Genomic DNA, 24,658 nt, shown 5'->3' on the forward strand with positions numbered 1-24,658 from the left:
GTAAAGGAAGAGCGCTTCGGAAGGTTACCGTTGCGGAAGTCATGAGATCTCCATGCCCGGTTCGCCGCTAAATCCCCTCCGTTTAACGGGTTTTTTACTATGCCGGACGGAAGTTGCAGCGCTGGGCAGGGGGTCTTGACGCGGGGTGATTCGCCTCGTTCAGGCTCCGGCCCATCAGGCGCGCACCGGCTCGGGGCCGTGCGGGCCTTCTCGAGTTCACGCGTATCCCGGCGAGCCCAACCATGAGACGACCCGTCTTCTCAAGATCTGACGACCTGGATCTCGATGCCCGCGCGCTGATCTCAGCCGCGGCTCGGCAGGCCGGCATGAGCCTCGAGGAATGGGTCGCGGCCGTCCTCGAAGAGACGCAGGACAGGCACGAATCCTCGCCATGGCGGGCGGGCAGCGATCTCGACGGCCTCATCGCCCGGATGTCCCCCCGTTCGCGGCCCAAGCGCGACTACGACACCCTGATGGCCGCCGTGGCGGCGCAGAGCGGGCGTCCGACCCAGGATCAGGCATCCCGGACCGCGGTGGCGCTCGAATCCATGGCGAGTTGGATCGAGCAGGCGGAGATCCGCCTGAACGATGCCTCCCGCAGCTCAGCGGATCAGCAGGACCGGATCGCCGCCGTGCTCTCGGAGGCCCTGTCGTCCCTCAAGGAGCGGCTCGAGACGGTGGAGCGGCAGGTCACGGCGGAACGGACTGCCCCGCCCCGCATCGAATTTCCGGTCGAGGAGGCGCTCAAGGCGCTCGCTCCCGTGTCCGAAACCCTTGTCGGTCTGCGGGCCGACATGTCCCGTCTCGCCTCCCATCTCGAACAGCCCAATCCGACCCTTATCCCTGCCGTCGACGGGATCCGCGCCGAGATCGACGGCCTGCGCTCAGGCATCGAAAGCCTGGCGACCCGTGAGGAGATCGCGGCTCTCGACGCGGCCCTCGGGTCGATCGCCAAGGATCTCGGACAGGGGCCGACGGTCAAGGATATGCGCACCCTCGCCGGCTCGATCACCGTGCTCTACGAGCAGATCCGGTCGCTTGCGGGAGAGGTGAGCGACGAGCTGCACGGGCGCATCGGCCAAGACATCGACCACATCAAAGCCAAGATCGACGCGATGGCCGCGTCCGGGGTGGACCGCTCGATCGTGGATTTCCTCAGCGGCCAGATCGTCGACATGCGCCAGGATCTGGCGCACCGGGCCGAGCCGCAGCAGATCGCCCGGCTGTCCGGCGAGATCGAGACCCTCGCCCGCCAGTTGTCGGAACTGCGCCTCCATCAGGTGAGCAAGAGCGATTTCACCGCTCTGAAGACCTCCCTCGACGATGTCTGCTCGGCTCTCTACGTCACCGCCACGGCGCAGGAGACGAGCCGCGTTCCCGAGCAGCTCGAGACCTTGAGCCGCAGCGTGGACCTCCTCGCCCGCCGTCCTCAACCGGCACCGGCGGACCTGACCCCGATCAGCGAGCAGCTCGCGCTGCTGACCGAGCGGATGGCCGGCCTGTCGGAAGGCCGCGCCGTTGGCGGCGAGACGCTGATCGACAGGATCGAGCACCTATCCTCGCGGATCGAGGCCGTTGCCGAAAGGGAGGCGCAGCCCCGCGAGCCCTTGATCGAGCGGTTCGACCGCATCGAGCAGGAGCTGCGCGAACTCGTCCGGCAGGCCGATACCTCCGGCATGGCCCAGATGCTGCGATCCATCGACCAGAAGCTTGAGCGGACGCCGTCTCAGCCCACGGGCCTCGATACTCTCGAGCGCCAGGTGGCGGCTCTGGCCGAACGGTTCGATCAGATTCCGGGGGAAGCCCTGCAGACGGCCCTGACCGAGGCGGGCGGACACCTCAAGAGGCTTCAGGACGAGGCGGTCGGCATCGCGGAGCGTGCGGCCAGGACCGTGCTGAACGACATTCGCCCTGCCCTGCCGGATTCCGGCGATCTCGATGCCCTCAGGCATGGGGTCGTCGAGCTGAAGGCCCTTCACAATAGGTCCGACAAGAAGACGCAGGAGACCCTCCGGGCCGTCCGCGACGCGCTGGAAGCCCTCACGTCCCGGCTGCCGAACGGGGACGCTCCCGTGACGGCCGGCCCGGGCCCGTCCATGCCGGCAGCGCCCGCGGGGCCGCGGCTGCCCGCGGATCGTCTCGAAGCCGCCGTGCGCAGGCTCCATGCCGCCACCCTGTCGCAGATGAATGAGGCCGCCCCGCCTCCTCCGGACGCCGCCTCCCCGTCAGCCCCGACGGTTGCGCCGCCCGAACCGACTCCGGAACCCGATCTCGGCCATCTGCGCGCCAGCTTCATCGCGGCCGCGCGACGGGCCGCGCAGAGCGCGATCCCGGAGCCTGCCCCCGTTTCCACCCCGTCGCCCCTGAAGCAGGAGGCCGGGTCCGCAATCGAGGCCGAACAGCCCGAGGCCGATGAATCCGCAGCCGGCGTCGCGTCCCTGTTCGAGCGCCTGCGCCGCAGCCTCGACAGCCGCCGGCGCCCTCTCCTGTTCGGGTTGGCGTTTCTGATCCTGGCGACCGGCACCTACCCGATCCTGTCCGTCGGGCGGGTCTCGCCCGACCCGGTGCCGGCGAGCGTGCGGCAGGAAGCGGCGCCTGCCGCCGATGCGAAGCCGGTCGGCACCGCCGCCGATGCTTCTCAAGCCGGCGATCTGAGCGTCTTCCAGTCGTCCAGCCTCGCCACCGGGGCCGTGTCCGCCGATCCGCTCGTGTCCGGGCAGTTTCTCGTCGATCCTGCGACCATCAAGGGTATCCCGGCGGATGCCCCGGCGGGCCTGCAGCAGGCGGCCCTTTCGGGCGACGCGGCAGCGCTCTATGAGATCGCCTCCCGGGCCGCCGAGGGACGCGGGATGGCAAAGGACATGACCGCCGCCGCCCGCCTCTTCGAGTGGGCCTCTCAGGCTGGCCTTCCTCCGGCGCAGGAGCGGCTCGCCATGATGCACGAGAAGGGCGACGGTATTCCCCTCGACCTCAAGCAGGCCGCTTTCTGGTACGAGCGGGCGGCCCTGGGCGGCAACATCCGCGCCATGCACAATCTCGCCACCCTTCTCGCCTCGGGCAGGAACGGGAAGCCGGATTACGTCGCCGCGATGCGTTGGTACGGCGAGGCTGCCGAGTCCGGCTTGCGGGACAGCCAATACAATCTGGGCGTCCTGCTCGCCCTCGGCATCGGGGCCAAGGCGGATCCGGCAAAGGCATTCCGGTGGTTCTCCCTCGCGGCCGACCAGGGAGACGCGGAGGCGGGCCAGAAGCGGGACGAGATCGCCGGGCGCCTGAGCGCGGCCGAACTGAAGGCCGCCAAGGCCGCTCTCGAAGCCTGGCGCCCTCGGCCGGTCGATCCTCTCGCCAACAGACCGCCCGTCGCCGTCCCGGGCCGAACGGCCGCTCTGGATCGAACTCAGGGCGACCGGAGTTGAGCGCACGCAGGCTTTGTCATCTTCCGTTCAGAACATGACCGTTACACCGCCTGCATGATGCTGTAACAACGACGTGGCTGCACCGGCCAATGGGGGAACCGGGTTGCAAATCTACTTGCCGATCGCTGAGATGCCCGTGAGCGTTCTTCTCATCCTCGGGATGGGTGCGGCGGTGGGCTTCATATCCGGGCTTTTCGGGATCGGCGGCGGATTTCTCATGACGCCGCTCCTCATCTTCCTGGGGATCCCCCCGGCCGTCGCCGTGGCGACTCAATCGGCGCAGATCGTCGCCTCCTCCACCACCAGCGTGCTCGGCGCGCTGCGCCGCAACGCCCTCGACCACAAGCTCGGCGCCATCCTGGTCGCAGGAGGATTCGTCGGCTCGGCGCTGGGCGTGTGGTTCTTCGCGGCGGCGCGACGGGCCGGACAGCTCGATCTCGTGATCGTCATTTCCTACGTGACGCTCTTCACCATCGTGGGCAGCCTGATGCTGAAGGAGAGCATCCGGGAATTCTGGAGCCGGCGGAAGGGCGGCGCTGTGCGCCTGCGGCGGCAGGCGGGCGAGCACGCGCCCTATCTCGGCTGGCCGCTGCGCATGCGCTTCTACCGATCCAAGCTCTATGTGAGCATCATCCCGATCATCGGGCTGTCCCTGTTCATCGGCTTCGCCGGCGCCCTGCTGGGCATCGGCGGCGGCTTCATCGTGGTGCCGGCCCTTCTCTACGTCTTCCGGGTGCCGACCAACGTGGTTGTGGGAACCTCCCAGTTCCAGATCGTCTGCACCACCCTCGTGGCCCTCATTCTCCATGCCGTGACGAATCAGGCCGTCGACATGGTCCTGGCGATCCTGCTCATCGTCGGGGGCGTGTTCGGGGCGCAGTTCGGCGCCCGCATGGGGAGGCACCTGAGAGCGGAGCTGTTCCGCTTCCTGCTCGCCATCCTGCTCCTGGCGGTGGGCCTGCGCTTCGGCCTCGAACTCGTGCTGGAGCCGGACGAGCCCTTCTCCATCACCACGCAGGAGACGCGCACGTGAGGATCGTCGGCGCCCTCCTGATCCTCGTCGGCACGATGGTCAGCGCGCGGGCGGAAACCCTGATCACATCCCTGTCGAACCACCGGGTGCTGATCAATTCCAACTACACGGGCACGCAGATCGCCGTGTTCGGCGCCATCGAGCGTGATGCCCAGACGGTCGCCCGCGCCACAAGTTACGATATCGTCGTCACCGTCCGCGGCCCGCGCCAGTTCCTCACGGTGCGCGAGAAGGAGCGGCTCGGTCCGGTCTGGATCAACCAGGAACAGCAGAAGTTTCCGACAGCGCCGGCCTACCTGAACGTCCTCAGCTCCCGGCCGATCGAGGAGATCACGAGCGACCAGCTGCGGCAGCGCCAGAAGGTCGGCCTGAGCGCCATCATCAATTCCGCCGATTTCACGAGCCGTCGCGACGGTGCGGACCAGCCTTTCCGGGATGCCCTGTACCGGCTGAAGGCCCAGGAGGGCCTCTATCTCGAGGACGAACGCGGCGTGACCTTCCTGACGCCCGAGATCTTCCGCGCCGGCATCGACCTGCCGGCCACGGCGCCGCCGGGCAACTACGACGTCGACGTGACCCTCTTCGCCGACACGGTGATCCTCGCCCGCACGCAGACCCATTTCGAGCTGGTCAAGACCGGGTTCGAGGAACAGGTCGGCGTCATCGCCCGGGACTGGTCCCTGGCCTACGGCCTGTCGACCGCCGCCATCGCCCTCCTGTTCGGCTGGCTCGCCAGCACGATCTTCCGGCGGGACTGACCAGGACGCGCTCAGGTCTTTACGTCTCAGGGTCGTCACGCAATCGTGTCGACGGCGAATGCAGGGAGAACGGCATCATGATGCTCCGGTGCGGAACGGTTCAGTTCCATCACAAGGCCGACGACAAGACCTCCAACATGGCGGTGGTGGAGCGCTTCTCCCGCGAGGCTGCGGATCAGGGCGTCAAGATCCTGGCTTTTCCGGAGATGTGCCTCACCGGGTACTGGCACGTGCGCAATCTCGGACGTGAACGGTTGGAGGCGCTGGCCGAACCGGTGCCGGCGGGCCCCTCCACGCAGGCCGTCCTCGCGCTCTCGGCCCGCCACGACATGGCCATCGGGGTCGGTCTGATCGAGCGCGCCGACGACGGGCGCCTGTTCAACACCTATGTGGTCTGCCTGCCCGACGGACGTGTCCACCGCCACCGCAAGCTCCATGCCTTCGAAAGCGACCACATCGCGAGCGGCGACAGCTACACGGTCTTCGACACGCCCTGGGGCGTGAGGATCGGGGTTCTGATCTGCTGGGACAACAACCTCGTGGAGAACGCCCGCGCTACCGCGCTGCTCGGCGCCGACATCGTCATGGCGCCGCACCAGACCGGCGGCTGCCTGTCCCGCAGCCCGCAGGCCATGGGGCTCATCGACCCCGCCCTCTGGGAGAACCGCCATCGTGATCCCGAGACCATCGAGGCCGAGTTCCGGGGCCCGAAGGGACGCGAATGGCTGCTGCGCTGGCTGCCGGCCCGCGCCCACGACAACGGCTATTTCCTTCTCTTCTCCAACGGGGTCGGGGAAGACGACGGCGAGGTGCGCACCGGCAACGCCATGATCATCGACTGCTACGGCCGCATCGTGGACGAGACCTGGAAGGCGCAGGACGCCCTGGTGGTGGCCGATCTCGACCTCGGCCTCCTGCCGCTCGCCACCGGCCGCCGCTGGATCCGGGGACGCCGGCCGGAGCTTTACGGGATCCTCACCCAGCCGCAGGGCCATGAGCTCGCGCCCCGGCAGGCGCGGTTCTCGGAGGATCCGGTCGTCAAGACGGCCGGGTAACTCGCGTCGGTCCCGGAAGCGCCCGCGATAGGAAGCGACGGCTTGATCCGCGCCAGGTCTGCGGGCGGGTTCCCCGCTCCCCCGGACCCGTGCCGGCCATGACAGCACAAGGGGGCGACGGCTCTCCTCAGTCCCGGCAGAGCATCGACCGGGCGATGGCGAAGATGCGCTCGGTGCCGATGAGATGCGCCGTGAAGCCGTTCGGGAAGAGCGGCTTGAAGGCGGCGTCGCAGGCGTTGAGCCCACCCGCATAGGCGCCGAGCGCCGGCATGACGCAGCGCCGACCGTCGGTGAGGAAGCAGCGCCGCCGTGTGGCGCGCCCGCGCATGACCACCTTGCCGACCGGGTGCAGGTGGCCGGCGATCTCGGCCTGCTCGCCTGCCGCCGGCTCGTGGCGGAGCGTGAGGGAGCCGAGCGCCATCTCGTCCACCACCTGCCCGCCGATGCTGTCGGGCAGGATGCGGTCGTGGTTGCCCGTGACCCAGATCCAGTCGCGGCCCTGCTGCGCTTGCGCAAGGGTGGCGCGCTCCTCGTCGCCGAGGCGGTCCGGCCCGCCGATGTCGTGGAAGCTGTCGCCGAGCGCCACGACGGTCTTCGGGTCGAAGCGGAGTACCGCGTCGGAGAGCGCCAGAAGCGTCTCGCGGGTGTCGTAGGGCGGCAGCATCATGCCGCGCCGGGCGAAGGACGAGCCCTTCTCGAAATGGAGATCGGCCACGAGCAGGGCGTCGTGGGCGGGCAGATACATCGCCCCCGTCAGGTCGAGGAGGGCCAGCTGACCGGCCAGCTCGATCTCATGTGTTGTCTGTTTGTTCTTCCGCAATGCCGTCACGCCAAAGCCTCGTCGAGAAGCGCCGCTTCCGCCTCGGCCAGAATCTCGTCCGCGTTGTCGCTATAGACGCGCTCGCGGCCGATCTCCAGCATGACGGACACGCTCAAAGGAGAAACCCGGTCGAGCGGCTTGTGGATGATTCGCCCCCGGATGCGCTCTAGCATCATGCCGAGACGCCTCACGTCGAGGAGTCCCGTTGCCGCATCCGCCCGCGAGGCGCGCAGGAGCACGTGGTCGGGCTCGTGCTTGCGCAGCACGTCGTAGACGAGGTCTGTCGAGATCGTGACCTGACGGCCGGTCTTCTTCTCCCCCGGGAAGCGGCGCTCGATGAGGCCGGCGATCACCGCGCATTGGCGGAAGGTGCGCTTCATGAGGGAGGATTCGGCGAGCCAGTCCTCGAGATCGTCGCCGAGCATGTCCTCGGAGAACAGGTCGTCCATGAAGGCGGGATCGCGCGCGGCGCGGCCGGCGACGTCGCCCGAGGCATAGACCGCGATGCCGTAATCGTTGGCCACGAAGCCCAGCGGCTTGAGCTTCGCCCGCTCGAGCCGGCGGGTGAGCAGCATGCCCAGCGTCTGGTGGGCGAGCCGTCCCTCGAAGGGAAAGCAGGTCATGTAGAAGCGGTTGCCGCGGGGAAAGGTCTCGACCAGGAGGTCGCGCGGCCCGGGCAGGAGCGATCGCCGGCGCTGCTGCAGGAGCCAGTCGGTCATCTGCTGCGGCAGGCGGTCCCACTCGAAGGGATCGGCGAGGATCTGCCGCACCCGCGCGGCCAGGAAGGTGGAGAGCGGGAACTTGCCGCCCTCGTAGGACGGGATCATCGGGTCGGTGCCGGCGCCCGCGCGGGTCACCAGCGCCTCGTCCTCGGAGATGCCCTCGAAGCGCAGCACCTCGCCGGCGAAGAGAAAGGTATCGCCCGGCGTCAGCGTCTCGGCGAAGTACTCCTCGATCTCGCCGAGGATGCGCCCCCGCGGCAGCACGGTGCCGGGCCGCGAGCGCGCCGACTTGCCGAGCCGCACCTTGATCATGCTGGACTCGACGATGGTGCCCACGTTCAGCCGGTATTGCTGCGCCACCTTCGCGTCGCGCACGCGCCACAGATCGTCCTTGCCCTTCACGATCTTGGCGAAGCGCTCATAGGCCCGCAGCGCATAGCCGCCCGTCGCCACGAAGGCGACGCAGGCCTCGAAATCCTCCCAGGTCAGGCCCGCATAGGGCGCGGCGGAGCGCACCTCCTCGTACAATCCGTCGAGCCTGAACGGCTCGGCGCAGGCCATGCCGAGGATGTGCTGGCAGAGCACGTCGAGGGCGCCGGTGCGCGCATCCGGCGTGTCCTGCGCGGCCTCGTGGACCGCGTCGAGTGCCGCGCGGCATTCCAGGATCTCGAAGCGGTTCGCCGGCACGAGATAGGCTTCCGACGGCTCGTCCATGCGGTGGTTCGAGCGACCGATGCGCTGCATGATCCGGGATGCGCCTTTGGGCGCGCCCACGTTCACCACGAGATCCACGTCGCCCCAGTCGATGCCGAGATCGAGCGTCGCGGTGCACACCACCGCCTTCAGCCTTCCGGCCGCCATCGCCTCCTCGACGCGACGGCGCTGCGACACGTCGAGGGAGCCGTGATGAAGCGCGATAGCGAGGTTGTCGTCGTTGAGCTTCCAGAGTTCCTGGAACGTGTATTCCGCCTGCAGCCGCGTGTTGACGAAGACGAGGGTGGTTTTGTGATCCCGGATGAGATCGTAGATCGCCGGCATGGAGAGAGAGGCGGTGTGGCCGGCGAGCGGCAGGCGCTCGTCGATTTCGAGCATGCGGATGTCGGGCTGCGCGCCGCCCTGCACGACGACGAGGTCGGCAAGCTGACCGCGCTCCACTTCGTCCTCGGACGGAGACGGCGAGCGCTGCGGCACCAGATAGCGCCTGAGATCGTCCGGCTCGCGCACCGTAGCGGACAGCCCCACGGCGGTCGCCTGCGGGGCGATGGCGACAAGCCGCGCGAGCCCGAGCGACAGAAGGTCGCCCCGCTTCGAGGTGACGAGGGAATGCAGCTCGTCGAGCACCACCCGGCGCAGATCCTTGAAGAACTCCCGCGCCTCCGCATGGGCCAAGAGAAGCGCCAGCTGCTCCGGCGTGGTGAGCAGGATATCCGGCGGACGCTCGATCTGCCGGGCGCGCTTGTGGGAGGGCGTGTCGCCGGTGCGCGTCTCGATGCGGATGGGCAATCCCATCTCCTGCACGGGCGCCTCGAGGTTGCGGGCGATGTCGGTGGCCAGCGCCTTGAGGGGAGAGATGTAGAGGGTGTGGAGGCCGCGCCTGTCCTTGGCCGTGCCGCGACCCGGTCCCCGCTCGGCCAGTTCCACCAGGCTCGGCAGGAAGCCCGCGAGGGTCTTGCCCGCCCCCGTCGGCGCCACGAGCAGCACGGAGCGGTCCTCCCGGGCCTTGGCGAGAAGGTCGAGCTGATGCTCCCGGGGCTTCCAGCCTCGGTGCCTGAACCAGTCGCGGAAGATCTTTGGGAGGAGGGAGGCCGGCGCGTGGGACATCTGTCCTCAAGATAAGGTACGGTGTGCCATTCGCCAGACCGCGTCTTGACGAACGAAACAAAATTACCATGATGGCGGCACGAGGGGAGGACGATGAGCGAGGAGCTTCGCGCAGCCGAAGACGATGAGCTGGAAGCCATCGGCCGGCTCTACCACGCGGTCTGGCTGGAGACGCAGGCCCCGCTGCAGCCCTCGAGCGTGGCCGAGCATCGCGACGAGGGCTTCTTCATCGAGCGGGTGAAGCGTTTTCCCGTGCCGCCGCTCGCCGTCTATGGGCAGGGCCGGCTGCTCGGCTTCGCGGCCTGGGCGGACAACCTGCTCGGCCAGCTCTACGTGGCCCGCGAGGGGCGACGCCTCGGGATCGGGCGCGCCCTGCTGCAGGCGAGCGAACATGCGATCTGGGCCAGCGGTTTCGACAAGGCCCATCTGCGCTGCCTCGTCGGCAATCACGGCGCCCGCTCGTTCTACGAGCGCTGCGGCTGGCGCTGCACGGAAACCGTCACCGAGGACGCCGAGACCCGTGCGGGCCCCGTCCCGGTTCCCTGCTGGGAAATGGTCAAGGAGCTGACCGTGTAGACACCCGTCGAAACTCAGGGCCGGACCCTTGCCATCCGGCCCGCGATACCGTCAGCTTGGGCAAAGCCAGCAACGAGAATGAAAAGGCACACGTCATGCCGCACGACTTCCAGTTCCAGAACGCCATCGCGGTCGTCACCGGGGGGACCCAAGGCCTGGGCGAAGCCATCGCCCGCACCTTCGCCGAGCGCGGTGCCAAGGGCATCGTGATCTGCGGCCGCAACGCGGAGCGCGGGCACGCGGTGGCCCGCGAGATCTCGGGACAGGGATGCCATACCGAATTCGTGCAGGCCGATCTCGAGAGCGTCGACGAGGCCCGTCAGGTGACCGCGCGGGCGGACACCGTGTTCGGGCGCGTCGACGTGCTGGTGAACGCGGCCGGCATCACCGATCGCGGCACGATCTTCGACACGAGCCCGGAACTCTTCGACCGCATGTTCGCGGTCAACGTGCGTGCGCCCTTCTTCCTCATGCAGGAAGCCGCCAAGATCATGCGGCGCGAGAAGATCGAAGGCGCGATGGTCAACATCCTGTCCATGTCGGCCCATGGCGGCCAGCCCTTCATCACCGCGTATAGCGGCTCGAAGGGCGCGCTCGCCACGCTGACCAAGAACGCCGCCTTCAGCCTCATGCCGTGGCGCATCCGGGTGAACGCCCTGAACATCGGCTGGATGAACACGCCGGGCGAGGACCGGATCATGAAGACCTACCACGATGCCCAGGACGGCTGGCTGGAGAGGGCCATGAAGGAGCAGCCCTTCGGCCGCCTGCTGGAGCCGGCGGAGGTGGCGCGCGCCGTGGCGTTCCTGTGCAGTTCGGAATCCGGCATGATGACCGGCTCGGTGATCGATTTCGACCAGTCGGTGGCCGGCTGCTACGAGAGCGCCCCGCATCCTTCGGCGCGGGCCGAGTAGGCAGCCTTGCGCGAAGCCGCGTCGTTCGGAGAATCCGAACGTCCGTCTGCTTCGTCATCACCGGCCTTGTGCCGGTGATGACGTCGAGGGAAGCGGTCACCTAGCGTTGCATCACCACCAGAAGCCCGGGAACCGGCACGCCGCGATCCTCCCGGGTCGAGACGCGCTCGATGATCACGACATCGAAGCCCGTGCTGTCCGCGACGTCGCGCAGATAGGATCCACTGTGGGCGTAGCGGGCATCCGCCCCGAGGATGAAGCCCTCGCCCTCGTGCGCCTGCACGGTGAAGGCGAAGAGCCCTTCGCGGCCCAGCACCCGATGCGCCTCGCGGAACACGGCATCGAGCGCCGCCATGTAGACGAACACGTCGGCCGCCACCACGAGATCGGCCTCGCCCGTCCGGCGGCCGGCGAGGAACGCCAGGAGCTCGCCCTCGTGCAGGGCGTCGTAGAGCCTCGTCTTCTGCGCCTTCTCGAGCATGCGCGGCGAGAGATCGACGCCCTCGATGGACGCGCAGCATCCTGCGAGCTCCTGCGCCATCAGCCCCGTGCCGCAACCGAGATCGAGACTGGCGCCGAAGCGGTACTCCCGCATCCGTTTGGAGCAGGCCCGGCGCAGCGCGTCGGCGATCAGCGCCGGTCCCCGATAGGCGAGGCTTCTCGTCAAGTGCCGGTCGAATTTCGGCGCGTAGTCGTCGAAGAGCGCGCGCACGTAGCCATCGGTGATCGCCGCCTCGGGCGCAAGCGCACCGAGCCGCGCGAGGTCGATCCGCACGCCCAGCGCATCCTCGGGCTCGAGCGCGAGGGCGCGACGCAGGGCGTTCACCGCCTCATCCGCTAGGCCCAGTTCGGCGGCCGAGCGACCGAGCATCGCCTGGGCCGGAGCGAAGTCCGGGGCAAGCTCGAGCACCTGACGGGCCAGGTCGGCGGCAGCCTCGAAGTCGCCCTCGTCGAAGGCGGAGCGGGCATACTCATAGCGGCGGTCGGCGTGGAAATCGCCGGTGGATCGGACGGTGGCGGTCTGCGGCATGACGTTTGGATGCGGGAGAGCAAGGGGGCTGTCAATGGCGTCGTGTCCCGGTCGTTCCGGAACGGCCCCGGCAGTCTCGTGGAGCGGCTCCCGTCATCCTGCGGCCGTTCCGCCACCCTCCGCCCGTCCTGACACCCACCACGTCATGGCTACCCACCGCCCGTCATTCCACGCACCCCGTCATGGCCGGGCCTGTCCCGGCCATCCCGCTGCGGTGAGGCGCGGCGCTTCCCGGATCGGGATCACCGGCACAGGGCCGGTGATGACGTGGCAGGGTCTGCGCAACGATGTGTTCTCACTTTGTTCTTGACAGAAGTGCCAAGCTAAGCTATATCGTTGGACAGATCGGTTCCTTCGAGGGGCGCGCTCGCGAGGCGTCGCAAGTGTGGGAGCCGGCACGGTCCTGCGACAGGCTTCGCACCCCTGGGCGCGCAGGAGGCCGACCTTGGGCTCTGCCCAGCTGGTCCGCCTGAAAAGAACCGTGCGCGACGAGCAGCTTGGCTCTCGCTTATCACCTCAGACATCGAGCCGGGCTGCCACTCGCGCCACCCTCGATCATCCTGAAGGCTCGCAGCGCAAGCTGCGGGCCCACAGGTGCTGGCTCTTTGACATCAGCACAGATCACGAACCCGCACCGCAGCGCGACGCTCCCCCGTCCCGCCACCCTGCCACGTCATGGCCGGCCCTGTGCCGGCCATCCCGATCAGAAAAGCGCCGCACCTCAAGCAAGCGAGATCACCGGCACAAGGCCGGTGATGACGGGAGAGTGTCGGAATCCGCCCGAGGCCGATCCGGCACCGCGATGGAGCCCATCCTCAAGGACGGCATTATCCCTCCGCCTGACATCGACCGGCCGAACCCTATATTCTCACCCATGGCGCTGCGTTCCACCGACATCCTCACCCAGACCCCGCAAGGGCTCTACTGCCCCCTCGGCGAGTTCCACATCGACCCGGTCCGGCCCGTGAAGCGGGCACTGATCACCCACGGCCATTCCGACCATGCCCGCTCGGGGCACCGATCCGTCCTGGCGACCCGGGAAACCCTGCTCATCATGGCCGTGCGCTACGGGGCGGATTTCGCCGACGCCACGCAGGAGGCCCCCCTGGGCGAGAACCTGCGCGTCGGCGACGTGACCGTCCGCTTCACCCCGGCCGGCCACGTGCTGGGCTCGGCCCAGATCGCCATCGAGGCGGGCGGGACCCGGGTCGTCGTGTCGGGCGACTACAAGCGGGCGGAGGATCCGACCTGCCTGCCCTACGAGGTCGTGCCCTGCGACGTCTTCATCACCGAGGCGACCTTCGGCCTGCCGGTCTTCCGCCATCCGGACACCCGCGCCGAGGTCCGCAAGCTCCTCGATTCGGCGGCCCTCTTTCCCGAGCGCGCCCACATCGTCGGCGCCTATGCGCTCGGCAAGGCGCAGCGCGTCATGGCGCTGCTGCGGGAGGAGGGCTACGACCGGCCGATCTACCTGCACGGCGCCATGGAGCGCCTGACCGAGTTCTACAAGTCCGAGGGCATTCCCCTGGGCGAGACCCCGAAGGTGGTGGCGGCGGAGCGGTCGAAGCTCGCCGGCGCCATCGTGATCTGCCCGCCCTCGGCCATCCAGGACCTGTGGTCCCGCCGCTTTCCCGACCCCGTCACCTGCTTCGCGTCCGGCTGGATGCGCGTGCGGGCACGGGCGCGGCAGAAGGGCGTGGAACTGCCCCTGGTGATCTCCGACCATTCCGACTGGGACGATCTGTGCCGCACGATCCGGGAGACCGGCGCCGGCGAGGTCTGGGTGACCCACGGCCAGGAGGACGCGCTGGTCCATTGGTGCACCACCCACGGCATTCGGGCCCGTCCCCTCCACATGCTGGGCTACGGCGACGAGGGCGAGGCCGAGGAGGCTCCCGCGGCGGATGCGGGGACGGGAGACGCCGCATGAACCGCTTCGCCGCCCTCCTCGACCGCCTCGGCTACGAGCCGCGCCGCAACGCCAAGCTGAGGCTCCTGACCGACTATTTCCGCCACACTCCGGACCCCGACCGCGGCTATGCGCTCGCGGCCATGACCGGGGCGCTCATGTTCAAGGAGGCCAAGCCTGCCCTGATCCGCGGCCTCGTGGAGGAGCGCACCGATCCGGAGCTCTTCCGCATGTCCTACCACTACGTGGGCGATCTGGCCGAGACAGTCGCGCTGATCTGGCCCTCGCCGGGCCACGAGAGCGTGGCCCCGGCCTCGGACGGCACGCCCGCCATCGGCCACAACAACCCGCCGCCCCACGTCCCGACCCTGACCGAGGTCATCGAGACGCTCGCGACCACGAGCAAGAGCGACCTGCCGGCCCGCGTGGCCGAATGGATGGACGCGCTCGACGAGACCGGGCGCTGGGCGCTGATCAAGCTGATCACCCGGGAGCTGCGCGTCGGCGTCTCGGCGCGGCTCGCCAAGACGGCAGTCGCCCAGCTCGGGGAGATCGAGCCCGACGAGGTCGAGCTGGTCTGGCACGGGCTCGAGGCGCCCTACGAGGATCTGTTCGCCTGGGTCGAGGGGCGCGGGCCCAAGCCCGAATCCGGCAATCCCGCACCGTTCCGCCCGTCGATGCTCTCGCACCCCCTTGAGGACGAGGATTTCGGGAAGCTGGATGCGTCCGAGTTCCTGGCCGAGTGGAAATGGGACGGCATCCGCCTGCAGGCCGCCGCCGGCCACGGCAGCGATGGGCGCCCTGTGAAGCGGATCTATTCCCGCACCGGCGAGGACGTATCCCGCGCCTTCCCGGACCTGGTGGAGGCCCTGAATTTCGACGGCGCCATCGACGGCGAGCTGCTGATCGTGCGCGAGGGGCGCGTCCAGAGCTTCAACGTGCTGCAGCAGCGCCTGAACCGGAAGGCCGTGACGCCGAAGCTGATCGCCGAGTTTCCGGCTCATCTGCGGGTCTACGACATCCTGTTCGAGGGCGAGGAAGACCTGCGCGGCCTCCCCTTCGCCGAGCGGCGCAGGCGCCTGGAGGCGCTCGTCGCCCGCCTCGACGATCCGCGCATCGACCTCTCACCCATGGTGCCGTTCACGACCTGGGAGGATCTCGCCGCCGCCCGGGCCGATCCGGCCTCCGTCGGGGCCGGGCCCGACGCGGATGCCATCGAGGGCTGCATGGTGAAGCGGGCGAACAGCCCCTATCTCCCCGGCCGCCCCAGGGGCTACTGGTACAAGTGGAAGCGCGATCCCTATCTGGTCGACGCGGTCATGATGTACGGCCAGCGCGGCCACGGGAAGCGCTCGTCGTTCTATTCCGACTACACTTTCGGCGTCTGGCGCGAGGGCCCGGACGGCGAGGAGCTGGTGCCTGTCGGCAAGGCCTATCACGGCTTCACCGACGAGGAGCTGGTGAAGCTCGACCGCTATGTCCGCAACCACACGGTCAACCGCTTCGGGCCCGTGCGGGAGGTAGAATACGGCAAGGACCGGGGGCTCGTGCTGGAAGTGGCCTTCGAGGGACTCCAGCGCTCAACCAGGCACAAGTCTGGGGTGGCCATGCGGTTTCCCCGCATCAACCGCATCCGCTGGGACAAGCCCGCCGCGGAGGCCGACCGGATCGAGACCCTGGAGAAGATCCTCGAACGGGGCGAGGAGGAGGTCTATCCCCTCCAGGACAAGGCAGCGAAGAGGCAGAAGGGATGAGGATCGAGACCCTGTCGGAAGGCGAGATCACGCGCCAGGCCAGCGGACGGCTCGGCGTCGACACCCGGGGCCAGGGCTTCACCGAGGTCACGGACGCGGTGGCGCGCTGGGTGGCCGGAACGGGGATCCGGCACGGCCTTCTGACCGTCTTCTGCCGGCACACCTCGGCCTCGCTCCTGATCCAGGAGAACGCCGACCCGGACGTCCGCCGGGATCTGCTGACCGCCTTCGATCGCCTGGCCCCACGGAACGCCGGCTATGTCCACGCGGCCGAGGGCCCGGACGACATGCCGGCCCATATCCGGACCCTGCTGTCCGGAATCTCCTTGAGCATTCCCGTGGCGGAGGGCCGGCCGGCCCTGGGAACCTGGCAGGGAATTTACCTTGCGGAGCATCGGGACCGGCCGCATCGCCGCGACCTGATCTTCCATCTCATCGGGGCATAATCCACATGATGACATGGGAAGCCTCCGTACTTTCCCTTAGATTAGCAAAGGTCGTCGATTGCCAGCTTGCCATTTCATCGGGGATGCGGCTAAGGCTCAAGCAAGCGTCTCGTGGGAGAAGGCACACGTGCAAAATCAAACCACCACGATCATCATTGCCGATGACCATCCCTTGTTCCGCGGGGCATTGAGGCAGGCGGTCGCGTCCAGCATGCCGCAGGCCCGGGTGGTCGAGGCGAGCGGCATGGACGACCTGAACGCCACCCTGACCCAGGAGCGGGACGTCGACCTGATCCTGCTCGACCTGACGATGCCGGGCGTGCAGGGCTTCTCCGGGCTGATGTCGCTGCGCGCGCAATATCCGGAACTGCCCGTCGTGATCGTGTCCGCGACGGAGGAGCCCACCGTGATCCGCCGTGCCATGGATTTCGGCGCCTCCGGGTTCATCCCGAAGTCGATCGACACCGACCTCATCGGCGGCGCCATCCAGGCGGTGCTGGCCGGCGACACCTGGACCCCGCCGGACGTGGACCTCTCGGCCTCCGAGGATGCGGAGACGGCGGATCTCGTCCGCCGCCTCGGCACCTTGACCCCGCAGCAGGTCCGTGTCCTGACCATGTTGTCGGAGGGACTGCTGAACAAGCAGATCGCCTACGAGCTCGGCGTCTCGGAAGCGACCGTGAAGGCGCATGTCTCGGCGATCCTCGACAAGCTCGGCGTCGACAGCCGCACCCAGGCGGTCATCGCCGCGTCGAAGATCGGCGTGACCCAGCGGCCCTCCCCGGCCGGGGCGGATTAAAGCCCCTCGATGAACCCGTCGATCCGCGACAGCGCCTGTTCCGACAGGCCGCTGTCGAAGCGGATAAAGACGTGGCAGCCGCCCGACCAGAGGGCGAGGTCCGTCCGGTTGCCGGCGGCCGCCCAGCGGGACGCCATGAACAGGCTGTCGTCGAGGAGCATGTCCTGGGTGCCGACCGAGAACAGGGCCGGCGGCAATCCGCTCAGATCGGCATAAAGCGGCGAGATGTCGGGATCCCGCCGGTCGGGCGCCTGTCCGCAGAAATTGTCCGCGAAGACCCTCACGTCGTTGGTGTTGAGGATCAGCCGCTCAGCTCCCCACTGGCGAACGCTGGGCGTGAGAGAGAGATCGTAGCACCCGGCGAACAGGTTGGCGCCCCGGAAGGGCGTCAGGCCGTGCCGGTCCCGCAAGCGCAGGATCGTCACGGCGGAAAGATGCGCGCCGGCCGACTCGCCGCCGATGAACAGGCGCGTGGTGCCGAACCGGCCCTCCATCCCCCGGAGAAGCCAAAGGGCGGCCGCCTCGCAATCGTCGGGTGCCGCCGGATACGGATCCTCGGGGGCAAGTCGGTACTCCACCGAGACGACGGTCAGCCCGCAGCGTTCCGCCAGACGGTCGAGCCAGGGGTCCTGCTCGTCGGCCGTGCCCCAGGTCCAGCCGCCGCCGTGGATGTGCAGATAGACGCCGCGGGGGTTGTCCGGGGCGATGATGCGCAAAGGGATGGGGCCCGCCGGGCCATCGATGGCAATGGTCCGGGCCCGGCTGCTCGACGGCATCTGGGGGAACGGTCCCAGGCCCTGGCGGCGCCGCTCCCGGACCAGAGCGGGAGGCACCGACATCGGATCGGGCAGAGCCGCGAGCTTCGCCACGATCTCGGCGTTCTGGCCGCGGATCTCGTCGCTGATGGCGGAGGGGTCGAAAACGGCAGGATCGATCATGCGAAGCTCGGATTGGGTTGCGTTCATCGCCGGCCCTTGCGATGAAGCACACGCAACGCACCAGGTCCAGTTACGCTTTCTGACGAGATGAGGACATGTCCAACCTGAACCGCTTTCTCGGCGGCTCCCCCGGCTCCGTGCTGGTGAAGCTGATCTTCCTGTCTCTTCTGGTCGGCGCCTTCCTGGCGTTCCTCGACATCACGCCCTTCGGGCTGATCGAGGGCCTGTTCAACTGGATCAGCTCCGTCCTCGACCTGAGCCTCGGGACGGTGGAAGAGGTGGGCCTCTGGGTCCTCTACGGGGCGATCATCGTCGTGCCGCTCTGGCTCATTTCGCGCCTGTTCAGCAGCCGGCGCTGAGGTTTCCGAGGCCCATCATGGACGGATCAGCGCCCGCCCGGCGCCTGGACATCTCCCATCGCCGCATCCTGGCGCTCGCGCTGCCGATGACCCTGTCGCACGTGACGACGCCTCTGCTGGGGCTCGTCGACGCGACGGTGATCGGGCGCCTCGGCGAGGCGCATCTGCTCGGAGCGGTGGCGCTCGGCGCCGTGATCTTCGACTTCGTGTTCTGGAGCTTCGGTTCGCTGCGCATGGCGACGGCGGGTCTGACCGCCCAGGCGACCGGCGCCGGCAACCGGCACGAGGTCGACCTGACGCTCGCCCGGGCCTTCCTGGTCGCCGGGGTGACGGGCCTCCTGCTGATCCTGCTGCAATGGCCGATCGCGTCCGTCGCCTTTTCCATGGCGGGCGCGAGCCAGGCCGTGACCGAGGCCCTCTCGACCTACTTCTTCATCCGGATCTGGTCCGCACCATTCACCCTGGCGAACTACGTGATCCTCGGATCGACCCTGGGGCGCGGCCGGACGGATCTCGGCCTGCTGCTGCAGGTCGCGATCAATGTCGCCAACATCGTGTTCACCATGACCCTGGTCCTCGGCTTCGGTCTCGGCATCGCGGGCGCGGCCGTCGGCACCGCGCTGGCCGAGGTGCTGGGTGCGGGCCTCGGCGTCGTGGTCCTGCGCCGTCTCGGCTCCAACCCGCTCGCCGTCACATGGCACGAGGTCCTGAACCGTGCGGCGATGCTGCAGACGCTCGCCATGAACCGGGACATCATGATCCGCAACGTGGCTCTGATCCTCGCATTCTCGATCTTCAGCGCGCTCGGAGCGCGCTCGGGCGACGTCACGCTCGCGGCGAATGCGGTGCTCTACAACATGTTCCTGATCGGCGGCTATTTCCTCGACGGGTTCGCCACCGCGGCCGAGACCCTGTGCGGCCAGAGCATCGGTGCCCGCGACGAGGTCAGCTTCCGGCGCGCCATCCGGTTGAGCCTCGGATGGAGCCTCGGCTTCGGCCTTGCCGTCTCGGGGATCTTCCTGGCCGGCGGCGGGTTCTTCATCGACTTCGTGTCGACGAATCCGGACGTGCGCTCCTACGCGCGGGATTATCTGGTTTTTGCCGCCCTGACCCCGCTCTTCGGCGCCGCCGCCTTCGCGTTCGACGGCATCTACACGGGCGCGACCTGGACCCGGTCCATGCGCGACCTGATGGTGATCGCGTTCGCGATCTACGGGGTCATTCTTCTGGCTGCGGGCAGCCTCGGGAACACGGCGCTCTGGATCGCTCTCCTGGCGTTCCTGAGCGCGCGAGGGCTCGGTCAGTTCGTTCTCTATCCGCGGCTGGCGAAGAAGACCTTCGCCAGCCTGTCTCGAACATAGGACGTCCTAGATGCGGCCTTGTGCGATCGCCGATGCATCCCGTCCGAGAGCCAGAGCCAGCGACGTCTTCTCACGTTCAAGGGTCTGCAGCAGCCCCCGCTTGATGTCGCCGATGAGACCGGGCCCCTTGTACACCATGGCCGAGTAGAGCTGCATCAGGCTCGCTCCCGCGCGGATCTTGGCCCAGGCTGCATCGGCGGAGTCGACCCCGCCGACGCCGATGAGCGGAAGCCTGCGCTCCACGCGCAGATACGTCTCGGCGAGGATCTTCGTGGACGGCACGAACAAGGGCTTGCCCGACAGGCCGCCCGTCTCCGAGGCGAGCGCCTTGTCCTGCAGGCTGTCGGGCCGGGCAACCGTGGTGTTGGAGACGGTCAGTCCGTCGATGCCGCGCTTGAGCGCGGTGGCGACGATCGCGTCGAGCGTGTCGAGAGAAATATCGGGGGCGATTTTCAGCAGAATGGTCGTCTTGCGGCGGCCCTGATCCGCCCTGTCGCGGGCGTCCATGCTGCGGGCCAGAAGATCGTCCAGGAACGCCTCGCCCTGCAGATCTCGCAGGCCCGGGGTGTTCGGCGAGGAGACGTTGATCGTCAGAAAATCGGCCAGCCCGCAGAGACGCTCGATGCACAGGACATAATCGGCGATCCGGTCGGCGGAATCCTTGTTGGCCCCGATATTGACGCCGACGATCCCCGGGCGCCCACGCCGGCTGGCGAGCCGCCCGCGGGCCGCATCGAGCCCATCGCTGTTGAGGCCGAACCGGTTGATGACGGCTTCGTCGCGGGTCAGTCGGAAAACCCGCGGCCGCGGGTTGCCCTCCTGCGGCTTCGGCACCACACCGCCGAGTTCGACGAACCCGAAGCCGAGGCCGAGGAGCTGGTCGGGCACTTCGCATTGCTTGTCGAAGCCGGCCGCAAGCCCGACCGGATTGGGAAAATGCCGGCCGAACACATCGACGGCGAGACGTGAATCGTCGGCAGGAGCCGGTGAGGCAGGCAACAGCGACAGTCCCCGGATCGTCAGCTGATGCGCCGTCTCGGCGTCCAGGGCGTGGAGAGCGGGTCTGGCCAGGGAAAAGAGCGTGCCGATCATTGCGAAAGATCCGGAAAGACATGCCGGCCATCCTGGCCGAGGGGTAACGGCTTCACCCATCGGACGGCGGAGAGGGGCAGCGCGGCATAGAGGTGCGGAAACAGGTCCCCTCCCCGGGAAGGCTCATAACGGAGAGCCTCGCCCAGCGAATCGGCCTCGACGGCGATCAGCAGTAGATCGTTCTGCCCGGCAAAGTGCCTTTTCGCAGTTTCATAGGCCTGATTTGCTGTTGAAAAATGGATGTACCCATCTTGGATATCGACAGGCGCCCCTTCGAAGGATCCGGCCTTTTCGGCCTCCCGCCAAAGCAAAGCAGGGCAAATTTTAAAAATAATGGTCATGAAGTCTTGAGTATCCGCACGTCACATCAGGAGCAACCCAAATTAGACATATTGTCTCAATAGACTGCTGGCAGTTGTCTAAGTTTTCGGTCACATTTAATTCCTAGTTATAGGTTCGCTTTCACTGATTTCGCTCCTTGCGAAGGTTAGTACAATGTTATCTCACGAGCGCGTCTGGGCTGCTATCGATGCATTGGCATCACGTCATGGCATGACCGCTTCAGGACTGGCTCGCAAGGCCGGTCTCGACGCGACCAGCTTCAACAAGTCGAAGCGCGTGAGTCCCGAGGGCCGGGAACGATGGCCTTCCACGGAGTCGATCTCGAAAATCCTGAAAGCCACAGGCGCGACCCTGGAGGATTTCCTCCGCCTCGTCGAGCCTTCGGGCTCGCTGCGCCGTTCCATGATCCCGCTGATCGGCATGGAAGAAGCGGTCACCGGCAAGGTGTTCAACGACGAGGGCATGCCCAACGAAGGCCCGGGCTGGGACGAGATCGAGTTTCCCGATTTCGGGCAGGAAAAGGTCTTCGCGCTCGAGGTCACGGGTGACGCCCTGGCTCCGCTCTATCGCGACGGGGACGTTCTCATCGTGTCGCCGACGGCCAGCACCCGCAAGGGCGACCGGGTCGTCGTGTGCACGACCTCCGGGGCGATCCTGGCCAAGGAGCTCAAGCGCCGCTCGGCCAAGACCCTGGAGATGACGTCTCTTGCGAAGGACCAGGAAGACCAGGTGATCCCCGCCGAAGAGGTCTCCTGGTCGGCCCGGATCATGTGGGCCCGGCAATAGCAGGCGCTCAGGCGGCGCGGCCGGCCTCGCGCTCCTTCAGGAAGGCTTCGTGCTCGCGCACGAGGTTGCCGTCGAGCGCCTTCTGGATCAGCGCCCGCGTCTCCTTCACGCCGTAGAGAGCCACGAAGGAGCCGAAGCGCGGGCCGCGGGGCTCGCCCAGCAGCACCTGGTAGATCGTGTTGAACCATTCGATGGACACGCCCGGACGCTCGGGCGTCGCGCCCTTGGCCTTGAGGTCCTGATAGCGCGGCTCGGCCCGGCCCACGTTGTAGATCTCCTCCTGGATCGCTTCGGCGGTCGCCGGACGCTCTCCGGACTCGAAGGAGCCGAGCACCTCCTCCAGACGCCGCAGGGAGGCTGCCTCTACGTCGTCCGCGAGGCGATAAGCCTTCTGGGGCTTCACGAAGTCCTCGAAATAGCGAACCGCACGCTTGACCAGGCTGTCGAGGCGCGGATGGGTCTCCGGCGAGACGCCCGGCGCATAGCGTCGGATGAAGCCCCACAGGACGGCGGGATCCTCGGAATTCGCCACCGCCACCAGGTTGAGCAGCATGGAGAACGAGATCGTCGTGCCGGGCTGGCTGCCCCCGCCGGACGACACCAGTTCGGGAGCCGGCGGCGAGCCCGCATGAAGATGCCAGACCGGGTTCATCAGGCGCGCCTTGGCGTCCTGCGCCGGATACTTCTCCAGGAAGGTCAGGTAGTCGTCCACCTGCCGCGGGATCACGTCGAAATAGAGCTTCTTCGCTTCGCGGGGCTTGTTGAACATGAACAGCCGCAGGCTGTCCGGCGTGCCGTAGGTGAGCCACTCGTCGATGGTGAGCCCGTTGCCCTTCGACTTGGAGATCTTCTGGCCCTTGTCGTCCAGGAAGAGCTCGTAGTTGAACCCGTCCGGCGGCAGGCCGCCGAGGGCCTTGGCGATCTCGCCGGAGAGCTTCACGCTGTCGATCAGGTCCTTGCCGGCCATCTCGTAATCGACGCCGAGCGCCACCCAGCGCATGGCCCAATCGGGCTTCCATTGCAGCTTGGCATGGCCGCCCGTCACCGGGGTCTCGAAGCGCTCGCCCGTGTCGGGATCGCGCCACACGATGGTGCCGGCATCGAGCCTGCGCTCGTCGATCGGCACCTGCATGACGATGCCGGTTTTCGGATGAACCGGCAGGAACGGTGAATACGATTGCTGCCGCTCCTCGCGCAGCGAGGGCAGCATGATCGCCATCACGGCGTCATAGCGCTCGAGCACGGTCAGCAGGGTCTTGTCGAAGCGGCCGGCCTTGTAGCACTCGGTCGCCGACATGAACTCGTAGTCAAAGCCGAACGCATCGAGGAATTCACGCAGGCGCGCATTGTTGTGATGCGCGAAGCTCTCATGGGTGCCGAAGGGGTCCGGCACCTGCGTCAGCGGCTTGCCGAGCGCCGAGGCCACGAGGTCCTTGTTGGGGATGTTGTCCGGCACCTTGCGCAGGCCGTCCATGTCGTCCGAGAAGGCGACGAGGCGCGTCGGGATGGTGTCCCCGGTCAGCACCCGGAAGGCGTGGCGCACCATGCTGGTGCGGGCGACCTCGCCGAAGGTTCCAATGTGCGGCAGGCCCGAGGGGCCGTAGCCCGTCTCGAACAGAGCCTCCTTCTTGCCCGTCCGTTTGAGCCGCTCGACGAGCTTGCGCGCCTCCTCGAAAGGCCAAGCGGTGGCGGTCTGAGCGGCTTCGGTCAGGGCAGGATCGAGGGTCAGGGGGTGAGACATGGGCCTAGTGCTTGCGGAAAATGCGTCCAGAAGCGCGGCACACTAGGGAGGAGACCCGCAGGGGTCAATGCGGTAAACCCGCCTTCGGCTGAACCCACAAGGCTTTAGAACGGGCTGATCGGGAAGAAGCGCAGATAAAGCTCCGCATATTTCCCTTCCTTCCACAATTGCTGCAGGGCGAAATCCAGGGCCCGGCGCAGATTGTCGTCCTCGGTCCGGGTGATGAAGCCGATCCCTTCGCCGAAGAAACGGCTCTCCAGGTAGGGACCTCCGGAGAAGTCACAGCACCCGCCCGCTTCCTCGCCTCCGATCCAGAGAGCAAGGCCGAGACCATCGGCAAAAAGATAGTCGATCTCGCCTGCCTTAAGGGCAGTGTGGGCAGCCGCCAACTCCGGATAGGGTTTGAGCGAGCCGCCCTTCATGAAAGCCTTGGCGAAGGCCTCATGAGCCGTTCCGCCGACGACCCCGATGGTTTTGCCCTGAAGGGTCTTCGCCTCGGGTACCGGCTGGCTGCGATCCTTGCGCACGGCAAAGCGCGCCGGGATCTTGAAGTACGGCGCCGTGACGGCGAAGCGACCGCGGAGATCCGCCGTGACGGGAATGGCGGCGGCGACCACATCGCCTTGCCGCTCGTTCAGAGCCCCGAGCAGCATGTCGAACCGGCGGACCTGGATCGTGCAGGTGAGGCTCAGGCGTTCGCAGGCCGCGCGCGCGAGCTCCACGGACAATCCGGTCGGGTTGCCGTCCGGTCCCGGAAAATGCAGCGGCGGAAAATCATCGTCCACCAGAAAACGGATCGTGCGGGTCGCCGGCAGGTCGGGTCGCTCGAGCTGAGTCTTGGGATCCCAGAAGTTCGGAATGTTCACGCCCTGGGCCTGCGCGAGGCACGGCATCGCCGTCAGGGCCGCCATTGGGAAAAGCAAACTCGGCAGCTTGATCTTGCCTAGGAGGCACGCAACGAATGTAATGATATTCCGAACCATGTG

General features: G+C 67.5%; 21 protein-coding genes. 13 read left to right on the forward strand and 8 right to left on the reverse strand.

Translation table 11 applies throughout. From position 1 onward, the window contains the following. Positions 1-242: 242 nt before the first annotated feature. From HPT29_RS21010 to HPT29_RS21025, 4 genes are all read left to right on the forward strand, one after another. Entirely contained in the window at positions 243-3,416 is a 3,174-nt protein-coding gene (locus HPT29_RS21010) for an SEL1-like repeat protein (protein ID WP_173947097.1), read from the forward strand. A 103-nt stretch (positions 3,417-3,519) separates the two neighbouring features. Further along, positions 3,520-4,449 carry a sulfite exporter TauE/SafE family protein gene (locus HPT29_RS21015; protein WP_173947096.1) on the forward strand — a complete coding sequence of 310 codons (930 nt, stop codon included), beginning with the start codon at positions 3,520-3,522 and terminating at the stop codon, positions 4,447-4,449. Continuing rightward, positions 4,446-5,207 (forward strand): TIGR02186 family protein, encoded by a 762-nt coding sequence (locus tag HPT29_RS21020; RefSeq protein WP_173947095.1) that lies wholly within the window; start codon positions 4,446-4,448, stop codon positions 5,205-5,207. The genes HPT29_RS21015 and HPT29_RS21020 overlap by 4 nt, the downstream gene beginning before the upstream one ends. A 77-nt stretch (positions 5,208-5,284) precedes the next feature. Next, positions 5,285-6,262 (forward strand): nitrilase family protein, encoded by a 978-nt coding sequence (locus HPT29_RS21025; RefSeq protein WP_173947094.1) that lies wholly within the window; start codon positions 5,285-5,287, stop codon positions 6,260-6,262. 127 nt (positions 6,263-6,389) lie between these two features. On the opposite strand, the gene pdeM is transcribed toward HPT29_RS21025, so the two are convergent. Then, positions 6,390-7,091: a ligase-associated DNA damage response endonuclease PdeM gene (gene pdeM, locus HPT29_RS21030; protein WP_173947093.1), complete on the reverse strand. Its 702-nt coding sequence runs from the start codon at positions 7,089-7,091 to the stop codon at positions 6,390-6,392. Then, the gene (locus HPT29_RS21035; protein ID WP_173947092.1) at positions 7,088-9,625 is read right to left on the reverse strand and encodes a ligase-associated DNA damage response DEXH box helicase; all 2,538 of its coding nucleotides are present in this window, start codon (positions 9,623-9,625) and stop codon (positions 7,088-7,090) included. The genes pdeM and HPT29_RS21035 overlap by 4 nt, the downstream gene beginning before the upstream one ends. Before the next feature lie 93 nt (positions 9,626-9,718). On the opposite strand from HPT29_RS21035, the gene HPT29_RS21040 reads away from it, so the two are divergent. Further along, complete coding sequence (locus tag HPT29_RS21040) at positions 9,719-10,201, forward strand: GNAT family N-acetyltransferase (RefSeq protein ID WP_173947091.1); 483 nt, start codon at positions 9,719-9,721, stop codon at positions 10,199-10,201. A gap of 95 nt (positions 10,202-10,296) precedes the next feature. Beyond that, entirely contained in the window at positions 10,297-11,115 is an 819-nt protein-coding gene (locus tag HPT29_RS21045) for an SDR family oxidoreductase (protein ID WP_173947090.1), read from the forward strand. Between the two features lie 100 nt (positions 11,116-11,215). On the opposite strand, the gene HPT29_RS21050 is transcribed toward HPT29_RS21045, so the two are convergent. After that, positions 11,216-12,145 carry a class I SAM-dependent DNA methyltransferase gene (locus tag HPT29_RS21050; protein ID WP_173947089.1) on the reverse strand — a complete coding sequence of 310 codons (930 nt, stop codon included), beginning with the start codon at positions 12,143-12,145 and terminating at the stop codon, positions 11,216-11,218. Between the two features lie 874 nt (positions 12,146-13,019). On the opposite strand from HPT29_RS21050, the gene HPT29_RS21055 reads away from it, so the two are divergent. The 4 genes from HPT29_RS21055 to HPT29_RS21070 all read left to right on the forward strand — a co-directional run bounded on the left by HPT29_RS21055 (position 13,020) and on the right by HPT29_RS21070 (position 17,053). Further along, positions 13,020-14,075: a ligase-associated DNA damage response exonuclease gene (locus tag HPT29_RS21055; RefSeq protein ID WP_173945565.1), complete on the forward strand. Its 1,056-nt coding sequence runs from the start codon at positions 13,020-13,022 to the stop codon at positions 14,073-14,075. After that, positions 14,072-15,808 carry a cisplatin damage response ATP-dependent DNA ligase gene (locus tag HPT29_RS21060; RefSeq protein WP_173945566.1) on the forward strand — a complete coding sequence of 579 codons (1,737 nt, stop codon included), beginning with the start codon at positions 14,072-14,074 and terminating at the stop codon, positions 15,806-15,808. Before HPT29_RS21055 ends, HPT29_RS21060 begins: the two co-directional genes overlap by 4 nt. Then, a complete protein-coding gene (locus HPT29_RS21065) occupies positions 15,805-16,254 on the forward strand; it encodes a secondary thiamine-phosphate synthase enzyme YjbQ (protein WP_173945567.1) in 450 nt (149 codons plus the stop codon). The genes HPT29_RS21060 and HPT29_RS21065 overlap by 4 nt, the downstream gene beginning before the upstream one ends. A gap of 127 nt (positions 16,255-16,381) precedes the next feature. Further along, entirely contained in the window at positions 16,382-17,053 is a 672-nt protein-coding gene (locus HPT29_RS21070; RefSeq protein ID WP_173945568.1) for a response regulator, read from the forward strand. On the opposite strand, the gene HPT29_RS21075 is transcribed toward HPT29_RS21070, so the two are convergent. Next, on the reverse strand, positions 17,050-17,991 hold the full coding sequence (locus tag HPT29_RS21075) for an alpha/beta hydrolase (protein ID WP_173945569.1): 942 nt from the start codon (positions 17,989-17,991) through the stop codon (positions 17,050-17,052). The genes HPT29_RS21070 and HPT29_RS21075 overlap by 4 nt on opposite strands. A gap of 95 nt (positions 17,992-18,086) precedes the next feature. Between HPT29_RS21075 and HPT29_RS21080 the strand changes: the two genes are divergently transcribed. Further along, positions 18,087-18,350 carry a DUF6460 domain-containing protein gene (locus tag HPT29_RS21080; protein WP_173945570.1) on the forward strand — a complete coding sequence of 88 codons (264 nt, stop codon included), beginning with the start codon at positions 18,087-18,089 and terminating at the stop codon, positions 18,348-18,350. A 17-nt stretch (positions 18,351-18,367) separates the two neighbouring features. Beyond that, positions 18,368-19,711 carry an MATE family efflux transporter gene (locus HPT29_RS21085; RefSeq protein ID WP_173945571.1) on the forward strand — a complete coding sequence of 448 codons (1,344 nt, stop codon included), beginning with the start codon at positions 18,368-18,370 and terminating at the stop codon, positions 19,709-19,711. A 6-nt stretch (positions 19,712-19,717) separates the two neighbouring features. On the opposite strand, the gene HPT29_RS21090 is transcribed toward HPT29_RS21085, so the two are convergent. Together HPT29_RS21090 and HPT29_RS21095 are read right to left on the reverse strand one after the other, a co-directional pair. Next, positions 19,718-20,803, reverse strand: a complete 1,086-nt coding sequence (locus HPT29_RS21090) for a quinone-dependent dihydroorotate dehydrogenase (RefSeq protein WP_173945572.1) — start codon at positions 20,801-20,803, stop codon at positions 19,718-19,720. Next, entirely contained in the window at positions 20,800-21,144 is a 345-nt protein-coding gene (locus HPT29_RS21095) for a DUF952 domain-containing protein (protein WP_173945573.1), read from the reverse strand. Before HPT29_RS21095 ends, HPT29_RS21090 begins: the two co-directional genes overlap by 4 nt. Positions 21,145-21,298: 154 nt before the next feature. On the opposite strand from HPT29_RS21095, the gene HPT29_RS21100 reads away from it, so the two are divergent. Then, on the forward strand, positions 21,299-21,931 hold the full coding sequence (locus HPT29_RS21100; RefSeq protein ID WP_173945574.1) for a S24 family peptidase: 633 nt from the start codon (positions 21,299-21,301) through the stop codon (positions 21,929-21,931). Between the two features lie 7 nt (positions 21,932-21,938). Here the strand turns inward: HPT29_RS21100 and HPT29_RS21105 are convergent, their stop codons facing one another. Together HPT29_RS21105 and HPT29_RS21110 are read right to left on the reverse strand one after the other, a co-directional pair. Then, positions 21,939-23,672: a lysine--tRNA ligase gene (locus HPT29_RS21105; RefSeq protein WP_173945575.1), complete on the reverse strand. Its 1,734-nt coding sequence runs from the start codon at positions 23,670-23,672 to the stop codon at positions 21,939-21,941. A gap of 104 nt (positions 23,673-23,776) precedes the next feature. Next, positions 23,777-24,655 carry a transporter substrate-binding domain-containing protein gene (locus HPT29_RS21110; protein ID WP_259060229.1) on the reverse strand — a complete coding sequence of 293 codons (879 nt, stop codon included), beginning with the start codon at positions 24,653-24,655 and terminating at the stop codon, positions 23,777-23,779. Positions 24,656-24,658 lie beyond the last annotated feature (3 nt).

It is taken from the genome of Microvirga terrae, assembly GCF_013307435.2.
Classification (GTDB): domain Bacteria; phylum Pseudomonadota; class Alphaproteobacteria; order Rhizobiales; family Beijerinckiaceae; genus Microvirga; species Microvirga terrae.